The sequence below is a fragment of the Chryseobacterium sp. JJR-5R genome (genome assembly GCF_034047335.1).
In the GTDB taxonomy this organism is placed as follows: domain Bacteria; phylum Bacteroidota; class Bacteroidia; order Flavobacteriales; family Weeksellaceae; genus Chryseobacterium.
The window spans coordinates 1,891,821-1,908,940 of the sequence record NZ_CP139137.1 but is presented as its reverse complement, the minus strand read 5'-3'; the positions used below and the strand labels follow the sequence as shown (position 1 = coordinate 1,908,940).

Here is a 17,120-nt window from a genome sequence, read left to right as displayed (position 1 = left end):
TTACCTTACGGATTTTACCGGAACCGCCGTATATTTACGCTGATAAAAATAAAAACACATGGAACAGAAAATACATCAGGGACGCAACGTTAAACGCTTCAGGGAAATGCTGGGCATCAAGCAGGAAGCTTTGGCCTTTGACCTGGGCGAAGACTGGAACCAGAAGAAAATCTCTATACTGGAACAAAAAGAAGTGGTGGATGAGTCCCTGCTGCAAAAAATATCGGAGGTTTTAAAAATTCCTGTAAAGGCTTTTCAGAATTTTGATGAGGAGCAGGCAATTAATATTATTTCGAATACATTTCATGATGGATCAATAGCACATGCAACCGCTGAAAACATCCAGTGTACATTTAATCCCGTTGATAAAATGGTAGAGTTATATGAGCGCATGCTTCAACAGCAAAAAGAAATGATCGAAAAGCTGGAAAAACTTATTCAGGATAAATAAAAAAATTACTTATCGCTGATCCGTCAGATGTTCTTTCAAAATAAAAATAAGACCCAACTGTACTGCAACCACCAATACCCATTTGAGGATAAATGTTTTTTTGGCGTATTTGTGTCTGAAAAAAGTCATCCCGAGCAATGCTCCAAAGGTACCTCCCAAAAATGTGAGGATCAGCAAAATACTTTCGGACAGTCTGCGCTGTCCGTTTTTTGCCAGCCGCTTATCCCATCCGAATGACAGGAATGTAAAGAGGGTTATGATGATGAGGTAGTATTTTAAGGCCATGGGATGCGGTTGAAGCTGCAAGATAGGTAATTGAAAGTATTGAGCCTCTCATAAATACAAATTTGTTTAACATAAAAACAACCTGCGAGCGTTCTCAGGTTATTGCATAGGTGCTAAGATTTACTCTTATTATTAGCGTCTAATTGTTTCCCACGATTCCCTTGGTTTTGATCATACTGCCTATTAGTTTCTGGTGTTCCTTTGTTTGGATTAGACATATTTGCTTCGTTATCCTGTGGTTTAATTGTTTTCTTTGCCATAATTCTTAGATTAAAAGATTAATAATTATTTTTTAGTTTTTGGAGGATCCTGAGCACAATCCTGGCATTGGGAATCTTGCTGAGATAAGCTTCCAGCTTTTCCAGATGCTTGGAGTTGTCTTCGAGGAGGGCGATGTTGTGGTGGTGGGGCATAATTGATTGGACTAAAATGATTTTTTACTGTTCTTTCAATGGCAAAGTTTCCAACGGAATTTCCTGCATATACATTTTCCTGTAAGCTTTCACTTCTTGAACAGATGATTGTAAAATGGTTTTGATCAGATTATTAGAATCAATTTCAATATCCTCACTTTGCTTTTTCTGATTATCTGATATTTCTCCTAAGCCTTTCGGATAAATAATATACACTGGAATAACCTGATCATCATTAATTCCTAATTCTTCATAAACACTATTCAATCTGGAATATCCAGACAATTGCCTTACATCTTCTTTGGCAGGACTCCCATTTTTATAACGGGGTTTGTATTTGGCATCCACTACCGCTTTTATTCCATTCTCTTTATTTTCATTGATGATAAAGTCCAATTCCTGATAATGCTTCTTTTCATGATATTTCACCTCATTGGCGCCGGTAAATATTTCTCTGAGTTTTTTAAAAACATATAGTTCAAATAATTTACTCATATCGATCCAGTGCGGCGGATGTTTCTTGTTATCACTACTTATACTTCCATAGCTATGGCTTATCATTTTCAAAATTTGATTTCCCAAGCCGAATGCATTGTTGTAAACCTTATAAAAGGGATTACTTTCTATTTTGTCATAAGATGTAAATTTCTTACTGTTCACCTGTTGAAAAGCAGCAAAATTATAATGTACCAATTCTAATACCTGAACTTTGAGAACAGGTTCTAAGCTTCCAGCATACGAGTAAATAATCTGCAAAACATATTTGAGAAACCGATTTTCTTCCGTATCAAAACCAAATTCCTGAAAAGAACATACGGTATGAGTAAGTCGATGTTTAAAAACATTCTGTTTTAATTGCTGACCGACCAATATCTTACCTTTTACTCTGCTTCTGAGATTCTCAGTCTTTTGGTAATATGATTTCTTTAAGCCCTTTATAACAATCTGTTTGACTGCCATCAAAAACTGAATAATCAGAAAAGGAGTCAGTTCAACCCTGTGTTTTGACGGCACTTCAATCCATTCAGAATTGAAATCCACTTCCATCAATCCGTCCAGGTGATTAAAGTTCTCTGGTTCCTGCAATGCTTCGGTCAACATCTTGATAAAATTCAGCTGATGATTATCATTATTCATCTTCGGCTCTACCAATAAAGGCATATTCCACTCAGGAATATATTGCAAGCCAATGTAATAAGATGTTTCAAATTGTAAGAAGTCAATCTGATTTTCTTTTACATCTGCTGAAACTTTAAAACATACGGCATTTTCATTATTCCTGAAAAGAAATGATTTGGGAGTAGCGAAATGATCTTTCCAATCATAAACTTCCTTTAGATATTCCTGACAACATCCGCTATAATAAAAATGATTGTGCTCTTTAAGAAGCAGTATTTTATTTTCCAAGATTTTCAATTATTTCTAAAGTACTCGGTTTTAAAATTCCATCTTTTACATATTCCCTGAGGATGGGTTTTATTTCAAATTCTAAGCGGATATCCATTGAACCTCCATCTTCTGTTTTATCAATAAAATAAGAATGTCCAAGCGCTACTTGAGCCGGTTTAAATTCATCAGCAAGATAATCTGAATTTGTTTGGTACTCATCTTTTGTGAACAAACTTTTAACTTGTGTAAATAATGTCTCATCAAAATTTTCCAGCCCATCTTCTTTTTTTAAATTCTTAGGTAGAACGTCTACAAACGCAAATCTTCTTCTGATCGCATAGTCAATATGACCTACACTTCTATCTGCTGTGTTCATTGTTCCTATAACATAAAGATTTGGAGGAAGGATTAGTTTTTGTGATCCGCCAACTTCGTACATAGATTCTACTTCCTCACCTCGATATTCCAAAGCATAAATTAATTCTCCTAAAACTGAAGAAAGATTAGCACGATTGATTTCGTCGACTACCAAAACATAATTTTTAGGATCTACATTTTGACTTTCTGTATTATATGGATGTTTCTCAAAGAATTTTTGTAAAAGAGAATTATAGTAAGTGAATCTGTAATGTGAGTGTACAAACTTCTCTTTGTCCAGTTTTGGAGATTGTAAGGTAATTTCTTGATTAAGGACGGCTTTAATAAGTTTTCTAAACTCTTCAAATTTCAAATGTCCAGGAGTTTTCCAATCTCTACCATATAAAAAGTCCTTTCCTCTTACTTTAAAAATATTAATTTTATCAGATAAAGCAAAGCCTTCTTCATTAAGGTTTCCTTCTATGTCATTTTTAAAATCTTCAAAATTTTGCTCAATCCAAACGTCTGAAACTTTATTTGTTTCGTTGCCTGAACTATTATAAAAATTTATTGAAGCTTCCTTAGCCAACTTTGCAAATATTCGATTTTCTGCATCATAGATTAATCCAGTTCCTTCATCATCCGGTTTAGCGACAATTCCTCTTACAAAATCTTCATACGTATAACTAGGATGAAACTGAATCAGCTTAAATTGGTCATTATTTTCTAAATCTGATATATTGTTCAAACCCAACATTTGGCGTGCTAATTCTTTAGCTTCACGGGTTTTTCCGGTTCCTGGAGGACCTTGTAAGATAATTTGCTTTTTATAATTAAGTAAATTTACTTCCTGCACAAAATTTTCCAACTTTGTACTCTGACTTATGACTTTTTTAAATTTATTAATAGCATCCTGCTGCTGTATTTCACAAATTCCCTGCACTAAACTGTATTGAAATTGTAAATGTTCAGGAATAAGTTTAATATCTGCGTCATAAATTCTAAGACCATAATCCATAGAGATTTTCTTTTCTTCTAAATCTTCTATAATATGGGGGAATTCATTTAAAGTTTTAGCCGCAGACTTAGTAATAGCAAATGCAAGAGAGGTATGTCCATCTGTTAATAAAATAGGATTATTTATTCCATAATCTCTATCTTCCCAGCTAATGACCATCTTGTGTTTTTGTAAAATATCCAGGAATAGTGGGAAGCCTAAACGCTTGGCTCCCCATCTGCAACCTAATTTCCAGTAATTCATAATTATTAGTTTTTATTGTTTATCCTAATTACTCCAGTAAAGAACTCGACGTATCATCAGTATTACTGTAATAATTTTATATGTTTATCCATAGAATTTTAAACTTTCACCCAAATTGTATAATTTAATTAAATAGGTAATTATTTAAATTTCATTTATCCTATCGAAACCCCTACTTGCGATATGAATTCGTTCCAGATTTCTTCCGCAACCTGATGAGCCGTTAATTGCTTGTCTAAATCACCTGAATAACCAAACATCGGAGAGTTTTTAGTCCAAAACTGATGATAATCATCATAGTCAATTCTATACACCTTATCCATCTGTATTGAATTGGTACTGATCTGATCGGAAAATGAATAGCTTAAATCACCATAATGTCTTTGTCCCTCACCTCCTATCTGTACTGTTAAATATCGGTCTTGGTTATTTGCCCTGTTTGAGATCAGGCAAGTAAAAAAACCTTTTCCGTCATTGGTAAAAAGAGCCTGCAGATTTTCCAGGGAATCCAATTCTAAAATAGAAGAATTGAAATAGTTTTTTATTTCTTTATAGCTGGCTTCTCTGAAACTGTATTTATCAACTTCGCTAAATGTCCTTTTAACTTTATAGTCCCTTACTACCTTTTCAGTTGTTCCGACAGCTTGGATATTTTGAACGGGAACTGATGCTTTCGACGAATTTAATAATCGTCTTAACTCTTGTATGATATTTAAAAAAGCATTATTGGCATTTGTCCATTCTGCTACCGCTTTACCGTCCTTAGGCAAAGATTTTATTTTACCAAATGGTGCGTTCTGCCAATCGCAGGGTTCTACAATAATGGGGACAACAATCAGCTTTTTTTCTTCGTGCATTTGTAAAGCTGTTCTAAATTCTTTTTCATAACAATAGTTTGACGCTATATAATCCGGGCTTACCAATGCAAGGAACAGCTCGGAAGAAGTAAGCGCATCACTGATGCTATCATCCAGGCTGCTGCCGGCATGTATTTCCTTATCGTTCCATTCGCTGATCAGTCCATCTCTGTTCATTTGGGTCAAATGCACTTTAAGACGTTCCAAATAAGATTCGTCTTTATGACTGTAAGATATAAATGCTTTCATTTTTGTTTATTTATTTTATTTCTTCACCCTTCTCCAGCTCACTCACAATCTCTCTGAAACTCGCCAACCCTGCCTCGATATTATCAATAATCTCCAGTGCCAAAACATCAGGATCAGGCAGATTATCCAAATCGGTTAAGCTTTTGTCTTTTACCCAAAAGATATCCAAACTTGTTTTATCTCTGGCAATGATTTCATCGTAGCTGTATTTTCTCCAGCGACCATCGGGGTTTTCTTCACTCCAGGTTTCTTTTCGCTTGTGGATGTTGGATGAATTGTAACATTCTACAAAATCTGATAAATCAGATTCTGCCAACGGCTTTTTCTTTAGGGTGTGATGAACGTTGGTTCTGTAATCATAAAACCAAACTTCTTTGGTCCACGCCTCTTTATTGGCGGGTTTGTTATTGAAGAATAAAATATTTGCTTTTACACCATTGGCGTAGAAAATACCTGTCGGCAAGCGTAGAATCGTATGCAATTCTGTTGTTTTTAAAAGTTGCTTTCTGATTTCTTCTCCGGCTCCGCCTTCAAACAAAACATTGTCAGGTAAAACAACTGCGGCTTCCCCATCAATCTTCATCAAGGATTTGATGTGCTGCAAAAAGTTCAACTGCTTATTGCTCGTGGTTTCCCAAAAATCCTGACGGTTGTAGCTAATATCTTCTTTTTCAATATCCCCATCTTCATTGGTAACGGTCATTCCGCTTTTTTTACCGAATGGTGGATTGACTAAAATATAATCGTAAGTCTGACTTTAGGCTGCAATCAGTGCATCGTTAGATTTGACCAATGGCTCTGCATCTATCTCCCCGATACCGTGAAGATACAAATTCATCAGACACATTCTGCGTGTACTTGCTACAATTTCATTGCCGTGAAAAGTACTGTTCTTTAAGAACAATTTTTCGTCTTTGTCTAATTTATTGTTTTCAGTTAACCAATCGTAAGCTGCCAAAAAGAAACCGCCTGAACCGCAAGCCGGGTCTATCACGGTTTTCATTGGTTTAGGCTGTACACAGGCTACCATTGTTCTGATTAATGCTCTTGGCGTAAAATACTGTCCTGCTCCCGATTTTGTATCTTCTGCATTCTTTTCCAGCAAACCTTCATAAATAGTACCTTTTACGTCAGCGCCCATCAAACTCCACTCTTCTTTGCCTATCATCGTGATGATGCGTTGCAGATTAGAAGGGTCCTGTATTTTGTTTTGACTCTTTACATAGATTTGTCCTAACATTCCTTTTTCCGTTCCAAGTGAACGCAATGCCTGAATATAAAAAGACTCCAGTTCTGCACCGTTTTTTGACACTAAATTCTCCCACGAGCAAACCTCTGCGCCTTCCACTTCTTTACCTTCTACATCTTTCAGTCGTGGTAATTTTAGGTTCCTGTTGTAAGGTGGTTTATTTAATTCATCCACCATTTTAAGAAATAGCAGATAGGTGATTTGTTCCAAATAATCTCCATACCCAACTCCATCGTGGCGCATTACATTAGCCAGATTCCATATTTTTGATACTATTGCTGCTTCTGTCATTTTAATTTTTTTTAGCGTTGGATAAGCACATTAAGTCTATCACTCTCTTCATCTTTAAGGATTCAACACCTTCATGGAGAAATTTAACAACATCCTCTGTAAATTCTTGGTCAATAGAAGAAACATCTTCTTTTTTGGTTCTTTCAAACACAATTGTTAAAAATCCTGATTCGATTAGGACTTTCTCAATAATATTTAATGGCAGATTTTTACTATATTTAGAATGATAATGTATATTAATAACAGATTTATTGCCTTTGTCATGCAATACGCCATTTCCATAAAATATTTTGAAATATTTAGATAATGAATGTACAATCTTTTTTCTCAGAGATGCATCATCCTGATCTTGATCTTGAAAATAATTATCAAAGGTCAAATCATGTCTTGGATTTATGAAAATCTGATGTGATATTCCTCTGGAACTTGACCTAGAATACTCAGCCATGTTTAAGAATGTTGAATCAATAAAAACTGTTTTCTCATTGAATTTACATTCCCAGAATGAGTCATAGGAGTCAAAATATGCATCTTCGAACTGTAAATCAGAAAAATCAAACTTAATATTTCCATCAAGAATACCAAAATTAACCAGTGATAAGCCTTTAATAGTTGTATTAGTTCCAAACATCAATTTAAGCAGATTAGTATTTGTTACTGTTTGATTATTGAAATTTAGTTGATTATTGACGAGTGATAACGCAAAAAAAGATGATTTAATTTGGTGTTTCACCTGTACCTCATCCCTATAAACTGAAAAGTCAAAATTATTTACTGATTCTATTAGATCTGAAATCTTTAATATATCATTTTCATTCCAATTATTTTCCTTTCGTTTTGCAACTTCATAAAATAAACTCGATCCAAATTTACCCTCTTGCAATAATATTTCAACTACATGTCTATTAATTCCTTCAGTATTTTCTATTGAGATAAATTGAGAGAGATAGATTGTTTTAAAAAATAATTCAAAAAAATCATATTTAAAACCTATCTGATTATTATTAACGTTAATCAAAGGGTGAGATTTTAATGATTCAAGTTTCGCGTCATCAATATTGAATTTTGAGTTTGAGTTATATAGTTTTTTTATATCCTCTGTTTTTATTACACCCCCATAATTAACAGCTAGATGTATTAAGTATTGTATTTGGCTATCAATGTCAATTCCAATCTTAATCTTTTCTCTTTTTAATATTCTATAAACAATAAAATCATTTTGTTTCTTAGTATTTAAGTAACTTAAATTTTCATCGTCTTGAATCTCTAAAATTTCGTTGTCAGACTCTATTATTTCGCCAACAATATCAACTACAAATGGTAAAAATTTTTTATTTCCTTCTCTTTCAATATTTAGATCTGCTAATAATTTTAGAGCCTTCTTCACTTGCTTTTCATCAGTGAATTTCTTTTCGTAGAAAGAAGTTGCATGCTCAATATTGAATGGTTCGATTTCAAAATGATTTATGCTATTTTCTTTAGAAATCTGCTCCTTCCAAAAATATGTTCGACAAGTCAATAAAACTTTGCCAACACCTATCTGTTTTACAAAATCATTGCTGACGCTTTTAATAAAATATTCCACATCAAAGTCAGGTATTCTAGAAAATACTTCATCTAAACCATCAATAATTAAAAGCAGATTTCCGTTATCAATTGTCACTCTAAATAAATCTCTACTTATCTTGGAACTTGTATCCATAGCATCATAAAAATCATATAAATCTAGATTTTTGCGTTGTGACAATCCAGTTAACTTATTTATAACTTGAGGATTTGAAGCTTCTATAAAAATTATCTTAGCATTCGTGTTTATTTCATAATATCTATCAGCAATCTCTCTTGCCAATGTAGTTTTTCCTATGCCTCCGCCTCCAGTGATTACCAAAATAGGATCGAAATCAGACATTATCCAGTTTTCAATCTGATCAAAATCCGATAATTCTCCTTCTATAGCTTTTAATTCTGGTTGAATGAAATTCTTTGTCGAATTGAATTTTTTACTTAAGTCTTGATCCATCAGTCCCCTTGCACAATGTTCACTAATGAATTCATCAATGTAAAATGCTCTTTTCGGTTTAAAGACTTTTTTTGCATTATTTAATCTTTCGTCTAATCGAATTTGATTTCTCTCCTTCGGCAGAAAAAGTAGAATGTTATCTTTTTTAGATTTTAACATGGGATTGTCAGCAAAGAACTGTTCTGCAGTGGGTGTAATAGAACTTCCTTTAGGTATAAATAAGTAGTATGTCGTAACCCCCATAACATTATCCGTAGCAGGCAAAAGTTTATATCCAATTTTCTTTTTGGAATTTTTAGCGCTAATTGCCTCTGCAAAACTTGCTCTACTATCGTATAATTTTATTATTGTCTCAAAATCAGAATAATCTTGAATTTCGATTACTTGATTTACTTTATGAAGTTCATTACTAGCAAAATTAATTATAAAATTAAGATCTTGATATGTTCCCTTACGAACAATAGGCGATATCCAATCATAGGTACTAAATGAATGATAATCAAATTTCACCAATATATGCTTTAAATGTTGATTCTTAAGAGTTTCGTTTTCAAAAGAAGATATTTGATTTTTGTCTATCCTCTTTATAAAATTTGCTGTTGATAGAATTAATGTTGCGATACTATCTTTAGAAACATCATATAAACGCTGACAGTAATCGGATTTTAAACCACGTTTTTCAATTTCTTTTTCTAATTTTTCAGAAAAATATCTTATTCGCATATCACGCTCTAATAAACCTTTTACAATTTTATAAGCAGTTTCAACAATCTCGTCATCAAATAATAATGTGACTACAGGACTATTTTTGATGAGCTGTGAACTTAAATCACCCAACTCTTTCTCAATTTTTTGATTTAATTCTATTAAGACGTCAATTTCAATTCTCTGACTTAACACATACAACTTCCCAAAATCTAAAATGTTTACGTTACTATTAAACTCAATTCGATCTTGAATAATATCATTTAATTGTTCATTTTGACTTTCGTTTATCTCAAAACCTTTTTTCTCTTTTAAAACTAAAATGTATAGTTTTTCAAAATCATTCTCTAAAGAATTGTTAAAAAACTTTTCTAATGTAGTTTTAACTTTAGAAAAGCTTCCGGTTGATGTAATTTGAACACATATTCTTTTTTTTCTGTCCGCCAAATCAATAGATGGAACATTAGTAAATTGTTCTATATTTTCATTTTTTAAATTGCAATCTAATACAACATTCAAAAATGGAATAAATATGCTTTCTGCTAATATATTCCAAGAAAATTCATTATTTGAACTTAAGATACTTAGTTTGCTACCGAAAACGGCTAATGATGTAGAAAGTTGTTCTTGAATTATTAGTCTATTCATAAGATGTGCTATTATTTTGGTGTAGATTCATAAGTTGTAAAATTATTCTAATCACTTGATTGATAATTAACTAATAAAAAAATTAACAATCAAACTAAAAAACTACTGTTCTTGGTTTTTTTTATCCTTTCCAACAACACACTCGCAGGTTCATAATCATTTGCCATTTTACATTCTTCCAATTCCTGTGCGGTTAACAAATTACCTTCAAATGCTTTTTTAAGAATGCTTTGGCGCAAGGCTTCAGCTTTTAATAAACTTTCTTTGATGTTTTGTTCTATGGAATCACAGACGGATAAACGGGATTCTATTTGTTTGACAATTTCGTTTTGAACTAAAAGCGAAGGGAATGGTACTAAAGTTTCTTTGATAGCATTCATTCCAACATTTCCTTGCCCAGTATTTCCAGTTTCTGCCGAGAAGAAATCATCTTTAAAATAATCAGTAGAAAAGTAATGCAAATAGTACTTTGGATTGCAATCTTGATTAAACCTTATCGCAGCCAAGCGCTGATTCAGTAAAAGGTTTTCATTCTTAACTAAAGCTGAGAAGCCATAATCTCTTTTATTTCTTGTTCCAGTAAGTGATATAACAATGTCATTATCTTTTAAAAGATATTTTCTTGTCTTATCATTTAGTTCATTAACAAAAATAGGATTAGAATCTAACCTAATTAAATCAGGTCTAATATTTCCAATCCTAATAACTTGATAAATTCCTTTTTCTAAAAAATCCGGGCTTTTAAAAGCAAATCCACCAAGTGCGTCAGAAATATTAATTAATTTCTGTTCTCTTTTCTCCCCCTCAAAAGCCTTTTTCAAAACCGCTTGCCTGTAAATTTTTAATTGCTGTTGTGCTTTTTTTAAATCGGTAACACCCGTATCTAAACTGCTAAATAAACTTTCTAATTTTTTAACAATGGCTCGTTGTTCGGGAAGGGGCGCAAAAGCAATAGTTAGTTCTTCAATTTTCTTTGAAGAAATATTGGGTTGTGCTCTACCATAAGCACTCTTTTCTATTTCTCTCTTAAGCTGACTTAATAAATAATATAAAAATGATTTGTAAATATATTTATCCGATATGGGTTTTATATTGCCTACTCGTTGATTTAAGTATGCTTTGTCATTTAGATTATAGCGACCAAACTTACCAGTTGTTGCTCCTGACATGGCAATTAATATATCATCCTTTACTATTTCATATTCTTTTAAATCTTTATTTTCATCGACACAAATTGCATTTTCAATAAGAACTTCATTCTCTTTAATATCTCCAATTCTTATAACTGGAATTCCACTTTTTAAATACCCTGTACTTTTAAATGCGTATCCATTTTTAAAAGTTATGATATCTCCAAATTTGCATTCTATCCAATCTTCTCTCATTATGCAGCTAATGCTTCATTTAATTCGTTAATAATACTATCCATTTCGTTACCAAACAATTGGTACATCTTTCCTCTTCCGCCTTTGCTGTCAAAGGGGTTATAATCTAAATCATCCAGTTCAATATGGTACGAACTTACAATATGGTCTTTAATCATTCGCAGCCATTCCATTTGCTCGGTGCTAAAGCGGTTGTGCTGTCCGGCATTTTGGGCAAAAATCCAACGCTTAAAATTTTCGTCAATGGTTTTATCAAAAGGTTTCAGCTCTTCATCTATGCCACACACTTTTCTAATCAAAGAAACCAATGCTGTGAGTTCATCTTTCGGGCAGTCGCTTTTCACTTCTTCTATCCCCGCATAGGCAGTCCAAACGTGAGCCGGAGCCAACAGCGGTTTTTCCAGTTTCAGTTTGTCCATTACCTCTTTTATCATTTTAAAAGTAATGTTGCGGCGGTTGTAAGGCTGGTCATAAAAAATACTCAGCGCCTGTATCTCGTCTTTATTGGCTTTCAGGTATTCGTTGAAATCGTTAATCAAGGCTTTAGCTTTGTCTACCGATTCAGTGTCCCATTCTGCTTTGGTCACTTCATCCAGATTAATATGGTCAATAATCTGGTCGTGCTGTTTGCGCACATTATCGATGTGGTCGTTAAGTTTGCCGTTAAAGGTTAGTGACGCAGTTCTCAACAAAGCTTCCTGCGCTTCGGCTCTGGCTTCTGCTTCTTTTGCAGGCGTACGTTCATCAACAGGTATTTGTGCAATGATGGCTTTTGCTTTATCGGCAATAACATCGGCATCAAAAGCCTCAATCAGTTCGCGGGTCATCTGCTTTAAGCTTTTGCCTTTTGCGAGTTCCTGTATTTTTTCTTTTTCGGCATCGGTAAGTTGTTTTTCCAAACGAATTAATCGGTTAGCCAACGAAAGATACACATCCTCTTCCTGCACACCCATCGTCACAGCTTGCAACAAATCTTTTAACGGAATGGTTGGCGCACGTTCCAGTGGACGGCTGTCGGTCTTTTTAGATTTTGTGGCACCTACTGCATCTACAATCACGAAGTGTGTTTTAGCATCGGCAGTTTTGGTCACCAGTTTTAATTTATCGGCAGAAATGGTACGGGTACCACGCCCTTTCATTTGTTCAAAATAATTGATGCTTCTCACATCCCGCATAAACAGCAATACCTCCAAAGGTTTTACATCGGTTCCGGTAGCAATCATATCTACCGTAACGGCAATACGCGGATAATAGTCGTTTCTAAAACGGTTCAGCACCGATTTTGGGTCTTCTTCTATTTTATAGGTTACCTTTTTACAGAAATCATTGCCTTCATCAAACACTTCTCTTATAATATTGATGATATCATCGGCGTGACTGTCGGTTTTGGCAAAGACCAAAGTTTTAGGTACTTCATATTCACCATTTTCATCAAAACGATTGGGAAAAATATCTTTTCTCAACGCGTCTTTATAAGCCGTAATAATCGTTCTGATTTGGCTGATGTTGACCACTTTTTTATCTAAATCATTGCGCAAATAAGCGGTGTCTTCATCTTCCTGTTGCCAGCGCTTGGCTCTTGATAATTTATCTCTTCTGTCTACAAACCATCCTTTTTCTATCAAGGCACCTCTTGTAGAAATATCGGTTTCGATTAAATAAACATCGTAAGGAACGTTCACACCATCAATGACAGATTCTTCGTAAGTATATTGGCTTACCACATTTTCATTAAAAAAACCAAAGGTTCTTTTATAAGGCGTAGCGGTTAAGCCCACCAGAAATGCATCGTAATAATCCAGCACCTGTTTCCAAAGGTTATAAATAGAACGGTGGCATTCATCAATAATAATAAAATCAAATTGCTCGATGGGAACTTTTTGATTATAAGCAACCGGAATGGCATCTTTTTTTGCCAGTTGTTTTTCTATCCAGCCTGAATTTTCATTGGGATTGACTAAATCTTCATCCTCGTCCATTTCTTCGCCCTGCAAAATAGAATACATCCGCTGAATGGTAGAAATACAAACCTGACTTTCCTTAGCGATATAACTGGAAGTCAATCGTTGCACATTGTATAGCTCCGTAAACTTGCGGTTATCATCCTGCGGTTGATATGCCCTAAACTCCTGCTCGGCTTGTTCGCCTAAGTTTTTGGTATCGACTAAAAACAGAATGCGTTTAGCCTTTGCAAATTTCAGTAAGCGGTAAATAAAAGTGGCGGCAGTAAAGGTTTTTCCGGCACCCGTCGCCATTTGAATCAAGGCTTTTGGTCGGTTTCCTTTAAATGATTTTTCTAAATTATTAATGGCAATAATCTGTGCAGGACGCAAATTTGTCTCATCCAACACCGGATAATTAGCAAACCTTCCTCTTAAACTTTTTTCTCTTTTCGACCACTCCAGCAAAGTCTGCGGCTTATGAAAACTGAAAACATTTCTGCCCCGAGGTTTTGGGTCAGTATAATCAGTAAAGCGGGTAACAACGCCCGTACTTTCATAGATATATTTTAAACCTTCTGTATTCTTGAAAAACTTAAGTGCTGCAGTTGTATATTCTTTTGACTGTTCCTCAACAACAGTAAGCCGATGACCTTCATCTTCCTTTTTGGCTTCTATCAATCCCAAAGGTTTTCGATCAACAAAAAGCACATAATCGGCCGGGCCAACACTGGTTTGATATTCACGAATGGCAACACCCAATCCTACACTAAAATCGATATCATTCTTTGATTGTATGTGCCAGCCAGCTTCTTTTAGCATGGCATCAATTTGGTCGCGGGCTTTTTGTTCTGGGTTTTGATTAGGTTGAGTCAACGTTTTTAGTTTTATTTTTCAAATATAAATAAAAAATATTTTCCTATTTAAATTAGACTTTATAAATGAAATTACTATATAGATGATATTATAAAGAAAATTTTAATTTTCAGGAGAGCATTATATAATCTTTTTACAGAAAAAGAAATTTTTCATTGGTTAAAGTTTTCCCAAATATAAATAAAAAATCAATTCTCACCATTACGGGAATCCGTAAATAAATGATCACAGCACGACGATACGATACGCTTATTTCAAAAAAAAACAGCCCGGTAAACTACCGGACTATTATAAAATTTGTGTGCTTACAAAAATACCTTACTTACTTACCGCATTCCTATCAAACCACTTGATATAAGCCTCCACCGCTTCTTCGATAAACTTTTTGGTTTCCCCTTCTTTCAGGGGCCCGCTGTCATCGAATAGCTCGTTGGCTTTTGCGAGGTAGACTTCCGGCTGCTGCATGACCGGCATGTTCAGAAAGACGAGGCTCTGCCGCAGGTGGTGGTTGGCCCCGAAGGCGGCAATGTTGCCGGGGGAATTGCTGAAGACGGCGGCAGGCTTTTGGTCCCAAACGCTTTTGCCGGCAGGCCGGGAACCGATATCGAGGGCGTTTTTCAGGACACCGGGCACGGAACGGTTGTATTCGGGCGTGATGAACATAACGCCGTCCACCTGGTGCATGGTTTCCCGGAAAACTTTGTAAGATTCCGGAACTTCATTGTGGTCGTCGAAATCCTGGTTATAGACTTCCAGCCCGTCCAGGGAAATAATTTCAAAACGGTAGCCTTCCGGGGCCAGCGGTACGATGGCCTGGGCTATTTTCTTTGAGAATGATTCTTTGCGCAGGCTCCCTGCGAGAATGCCGATAATTTTTTCCATATGGATATAATTTAAATTAATGGTGTCGTGGGTTAAGGATCAGCCTAAAGTGCCCGAAAGGGATGCCCCTTTTCCCGACTTTATCCTGATACCACACATCCAATACAAGTATCCTGCCGCAGAGGTATTGCCGGAATCAGATTTCAGGTTTAGGGGCAGCGCAAGCCCCGGAATAGATGTCTTTTATGCCCTTTCTCACAGGCTTCCGGGATTCGGCTCTACTGGATCAGGCCTTTTTCTTATTTTTCATGGTTAAACTGAGGAGGAGAATCAGCACGATGCCGCCGATGATCCAGTACGCCAGGTTCCCGAATTTCCGGTAATCGGTGGTGGCCGTAACCACGGTGGTGCTCCCCGCCTCTTTCAGTGCCCCGGAATCCATGAGGTCACGGAGGTCATCGCTCCGCAGGTCAGCTGCAGCGGTCAACTGCCGGGCAACGGAGGCATCCTTGATTTCATAAAGTGCTGACTGCATCAGCTGCGAGCTTCCAAGCGCATCAAAATAAAAATACCGGTGGCCCGACTGCCATACACTTCCGTAAGCGGGATTTCCGCCAGGGAACTTACGCAGTTCCGAAGCCCTGACACCATCAAGTTCCTGAAGATGGGTCCTGCGGTTCTGGAGCCCCGTTTTCCGGCCCCAGCTTTCTGATACCGAGAGGTAATAGATCTTGTCCCCGCTCCTGAATACGTCCGGTGCCATCTCTTCTACCGGCTGCTGCCCGAAAGGATGGTCGCCGGCCCGTTCCGTTTCTTTATTTTCTGCATTGTAGAAATACAGACCGTCCTTCGCCGTGAACAAAACGTGAGCGGAATGGATCAGCGACCTGCCCAACAAACGGTAAGGGGCTTTCGACGGATCAAATGGCTGGTCGTCCACATATACCCTTCCGCTCCGGTGATCCAACAGATAGGTATTTCTTGAGGGCAGGTCCCCTTCAATCCCCAATTCATAAAGATCCGGACTGTAAGCCAGCGACAGAAGCTGATGGTGGTAGTACACCCGCTTTCCGTCGGTGAAATAATCAACGCCGGGGCGTTCGCCTCTCTCCCGGTACTGAATCATCAGGGGCCTCAACTGCCCGGGATCTGCTTCAGGCATCGGCAGTCCTTTATAGAATGCCTGCCGGCTGCTGACTGCGATGTCCTGGCCCAGCCTGGGCTGATACTTTCCGCCTTTGGGAAGCTCCACTGAGGGATACCGGTAGCTCTGCGGCTTCGCATTCAGGCCCCACCGGTAACCGGTAAACTGTATGGTGTAAGCAAGAGCACCCAACGATTCGTCGGTTTCCGAAATACCGCTGCAGTACCAGGTGGTGGTGCCGTCGGTATAATAATTATTCCCGATCGCAATAGTCCGGTCCGGCCGTAAGTCTTTCAGGATGAGGTTTCCGGCATAGACATACCGGCCGTCATAACCGATATGGGAATCCCGGTATTCACCGGACAGGATTCTGAACGTTTCCGGACGGGCACCGCTGACCTCATAATAACCGTTGCTCGGCACCAGGGCATACACTTTCCCGTTATAGGTGGAGAATATGCCGTTCAGGTCTTTTTTCTTCTCTTCAAAATCAGGAGCCGGGTCACTGCCGGACAGCAAAGTAAAGAGCAGTGTTCCCGCAGATAGGACCAGAATGGCTGCAGCAGCAAAGAACAGGTAACGGTATTTGGGCAGCATAACATATGGTTTTAAGTGCATTTAAAAATAGGTAAAAATAACGGCATGGCCGCCTTTGTCTTCAAAAGCTTCAGGCATCACCACCACCATCAGGTTCTGTCATTCTTCACCAAGGATAATTAACAATGGCAGCTAACACTGAAAGCCCTTCACCTACATCAACAATGCACTGCAGCCGGAG

At 36.6% G+C, this 17,120-nt stretch carries 12 protein-coding genes and 1 pseudogene; 1 reads left to right on the top strand and 12 read right to left on the bottom strand.

What is annotated here, in order from left to right; genetic code table 11:
- Window positions 1-58: 58 nt before the first annotated feature.
- Window positions 59-451, top strand: coding sequence for a helix-turn-helix transcriptional regulator (locus SD427_RS08580; RefSeq protein WP_320560861.1), 393 nt, complete (start codon window positions 59-61; stop codon window positions 449-451).
- 9 nt (window positions 452-460) lie between these two features.
- Here SD427_RS08580 and SD427_RS08575 read toward each other — a convergent pair whose 3' ends face one another.
- The 12 genes and pseudogenes from SD427_RS08575 to SD427_RS08520 all read right to left on the bottom strand — a co-directional run bounded on the left by SD427_RS08575 (window position 461) and on the right by SD427_RS08520 (window position 16,939).
- On the bottom strand, window positions 461-736 hold the full coding sequence (locus SD427_RS08575; RefSeq protein ID WP_320560860.1) for a DUF1294 domain-containing protein: 276 nt from the start codon (window positions 734-736) through the stop codon (window positions 461-463).
- A gap of 113 nt (window positions 737-849) precedes the next feature.
- A complete protein-coding gene (locus SD427_RS08570; protein WP_320560859.1) occupies window positions 850-996 on the bottom strand; it encodes a hypothetical protein in 147 nt (48 codons plus the stop codon).
- Between the two features lie 18 nt (window positions 997-1,014).
- Window positions 1,015-1,149, bottom strand: a complete 135-nt coding sequence (locus SD427_RS08565; protein WP_320560858.1) for a hypothetical protein — start codon at window positions 1,147-1,149, stop codon at window positions 1,015-1,017.
- Window positions 1,150-1,173: 24 nt separating this feature from the next.
- A complete protein-coding gene (locus tag SD427_RS08560) occupies window positions 1,174-2,556 on the bottom strand; it encodes a 5-methylcytosine restriction system specificity protein McrC (protein WP_320560857.1) in 1,383 nt (460 codons plus the stop codon).
- The gene (locus SD427_RS08555; protein WP_320560856.1) at window positions 2,546-4,156 is read right to left on the bottom strand and encodes an AAA family ATPase; all 1,611 of its coding nucleotides are present in this window, start codon (window positions 4,154-4,156) and stop codon (window positions 2,546-2,548) included. Before SD427_RS08555 ends, SD427_RS08560 begins: the two co-directional genes overlap by 11 nt.
- A 155-nt stretch (window positions 4,157-4,311) precedes the next feature.
- Window positions 4,312-5,262 (bottom strand): toll/interleukin-1 receptor domain-containing protein, encoded by a 951-nt coding sequence (locus tag SD427_RS08550; protein ID WP_320560855.1) that lies wholly within the window; start codon window positions 5,260-5,262, stop codon window positions 4,312-4,314.
- 10 nt (window positions 5,263-5,272) lie between these two features.
- Window positions 5,273-6,754, bottom strand: a pseudogene (locus SD427_RS08545) (N-6 DNA methylase).
- 49 nt (window positions 6,755-6,803) lie between these two features.
- A complete protein-coding gene (locus SD427_RS08540) occupies window positions 6,804-10,175 on the bottom strand; it encodes an SMEK domain-containing protein (protein ID WP_320560854.1) in 3,372 nt (1,123 codons plus the stop codon).
- Window positions 10,176-10,264: 89 nt separating this feature from the next.
- Entirely contained in the window at window positions 10,265-11,560 is a 1,296-nt protein-coding gene (locus SD427_RS08535) for a restriction endonuclease subunit S (protein ID WP_320560853.1), read from the bottom strand.
- Window positions 11,560-14,376 carry a type I restriction-modification enzyme R subunit C-terminal domain-containing protein gene (locus SD427_RS08530; RefSeq protein ID WP_320560852.1) on the bottom strand — a complete coding sequence of 939 codons (2,817 nt, stop codon included), beginning with the start codon at window positions 14,374-14,376 and terminating at the stop codon, window positions 11,560-11,562. The genes SD427_RS08535 and SD427_RS08530 overlap by 1 nt, the downstream gene beginning before the upstream one ends.
- Window positions 14,377-14,694: 318 nt before the next feature.
- The gene (locus SD427_RS08525) at window positions 14,695-15,258 is read right to left on the bottom strand and encodes an NADPH-dependent FMN reductase (protein WP_320560851.1); all 564 of its coding nucleotides are present in this window, start codon (window positions 15,256-15,258) and stop codon (window positions 14,695-14,697) included.
- A gap of 226 nt (window positions 15,259-15,484) precedes the next feature.
- On the bottom strand, window positions 15,485-16,939 hold the full coding sequence (locus SD427_RS08520; protein ID WP_320560850.1) for a DKNYY domain-containing protein: 1,455 nt from the start codon (window positions 16,937-16,939) through the stop codon (window positions 15,485-15,487).
- Window positions 16,940-17,120 lie beyond the last annotated feature (181 nt).

What these genes read in the sequence shown, in the direction of transcription:
- SD427_RS08540 (WP_320560854.1), bottom strand. Translation starts at nt 10,175, where the DNA reads ATGAATAGACTAATAATTCAAGAACAACTTTCTACATCATTAGCCGTT.
- SD427_RS08520 (WP_320560850.1), bottom strand. Translation starts at nt 16,939, where the DNA reads ATGCTGCCCAAATACCGTTACCTGTTCTTTGCTGCTGCAGCCATTCTG.
- SD427_RS08550 (WP_320560855.1), bottom strand. Translation starts at nt 5,262, where the DNA reads ATGAAAGCATTTATATCTTACAGTCATAAAGACGAATCTTATTTGGAA.
- SD427_RS08580 (WP_320560861.1), top strand. Translation starts at nt 59, where the DNA reads ATGGAACAGAAAATACATCAGGGACGCAACGTTAAACGCTTCAGGGAA.
- SD427_RS08565 (WP_320560858.1), bottom strand. Translation starts at nt 1,149, where the DNA reads ATGCCCCACCACCACAACATCGCCCTCCTCGAAGACAACTCCAAGCAT.
- SD427_RS08570 (WP_320560859.1), bottom strand. Translation starts at nt 996, where the DNA reads ATGGCAAAGAAAACAATTAAACCACAGGATAACGAAGCAAATATGTCT.
- SD427_RS08575 (WP_320560860.1), bottom strand. Translation starts at nt 736, where the DNA reads ATGGCCTTAAAATACTACCTCATCATCATAACCCTCTTTACATTCCTG.
- SD427_RS08555 (WP_320560856.1), bottom strand. Translation starts at nt 4,156, where the DNA reads ATGAATTACTGGAAATTAGGTTGCAGATGGGGAGCCAAGCGTTTAGGC.
- SD427_RS08535 (WP_320560853.1), bottom strand. Translation starts at nt 11,560, where the DNA reads ATGAGAGAAGATTGGATAGAATGCAAATTTGGAGATATCATAACTTTT.
- SD427_RS08525 (WP_320560851.1), bottom strand. Translation starts at nt 15,258, where the DNA reads ATGGAAAAAATTATCGGCATTCTCGCAGGGAGCCTGCGCAAAGAATCA.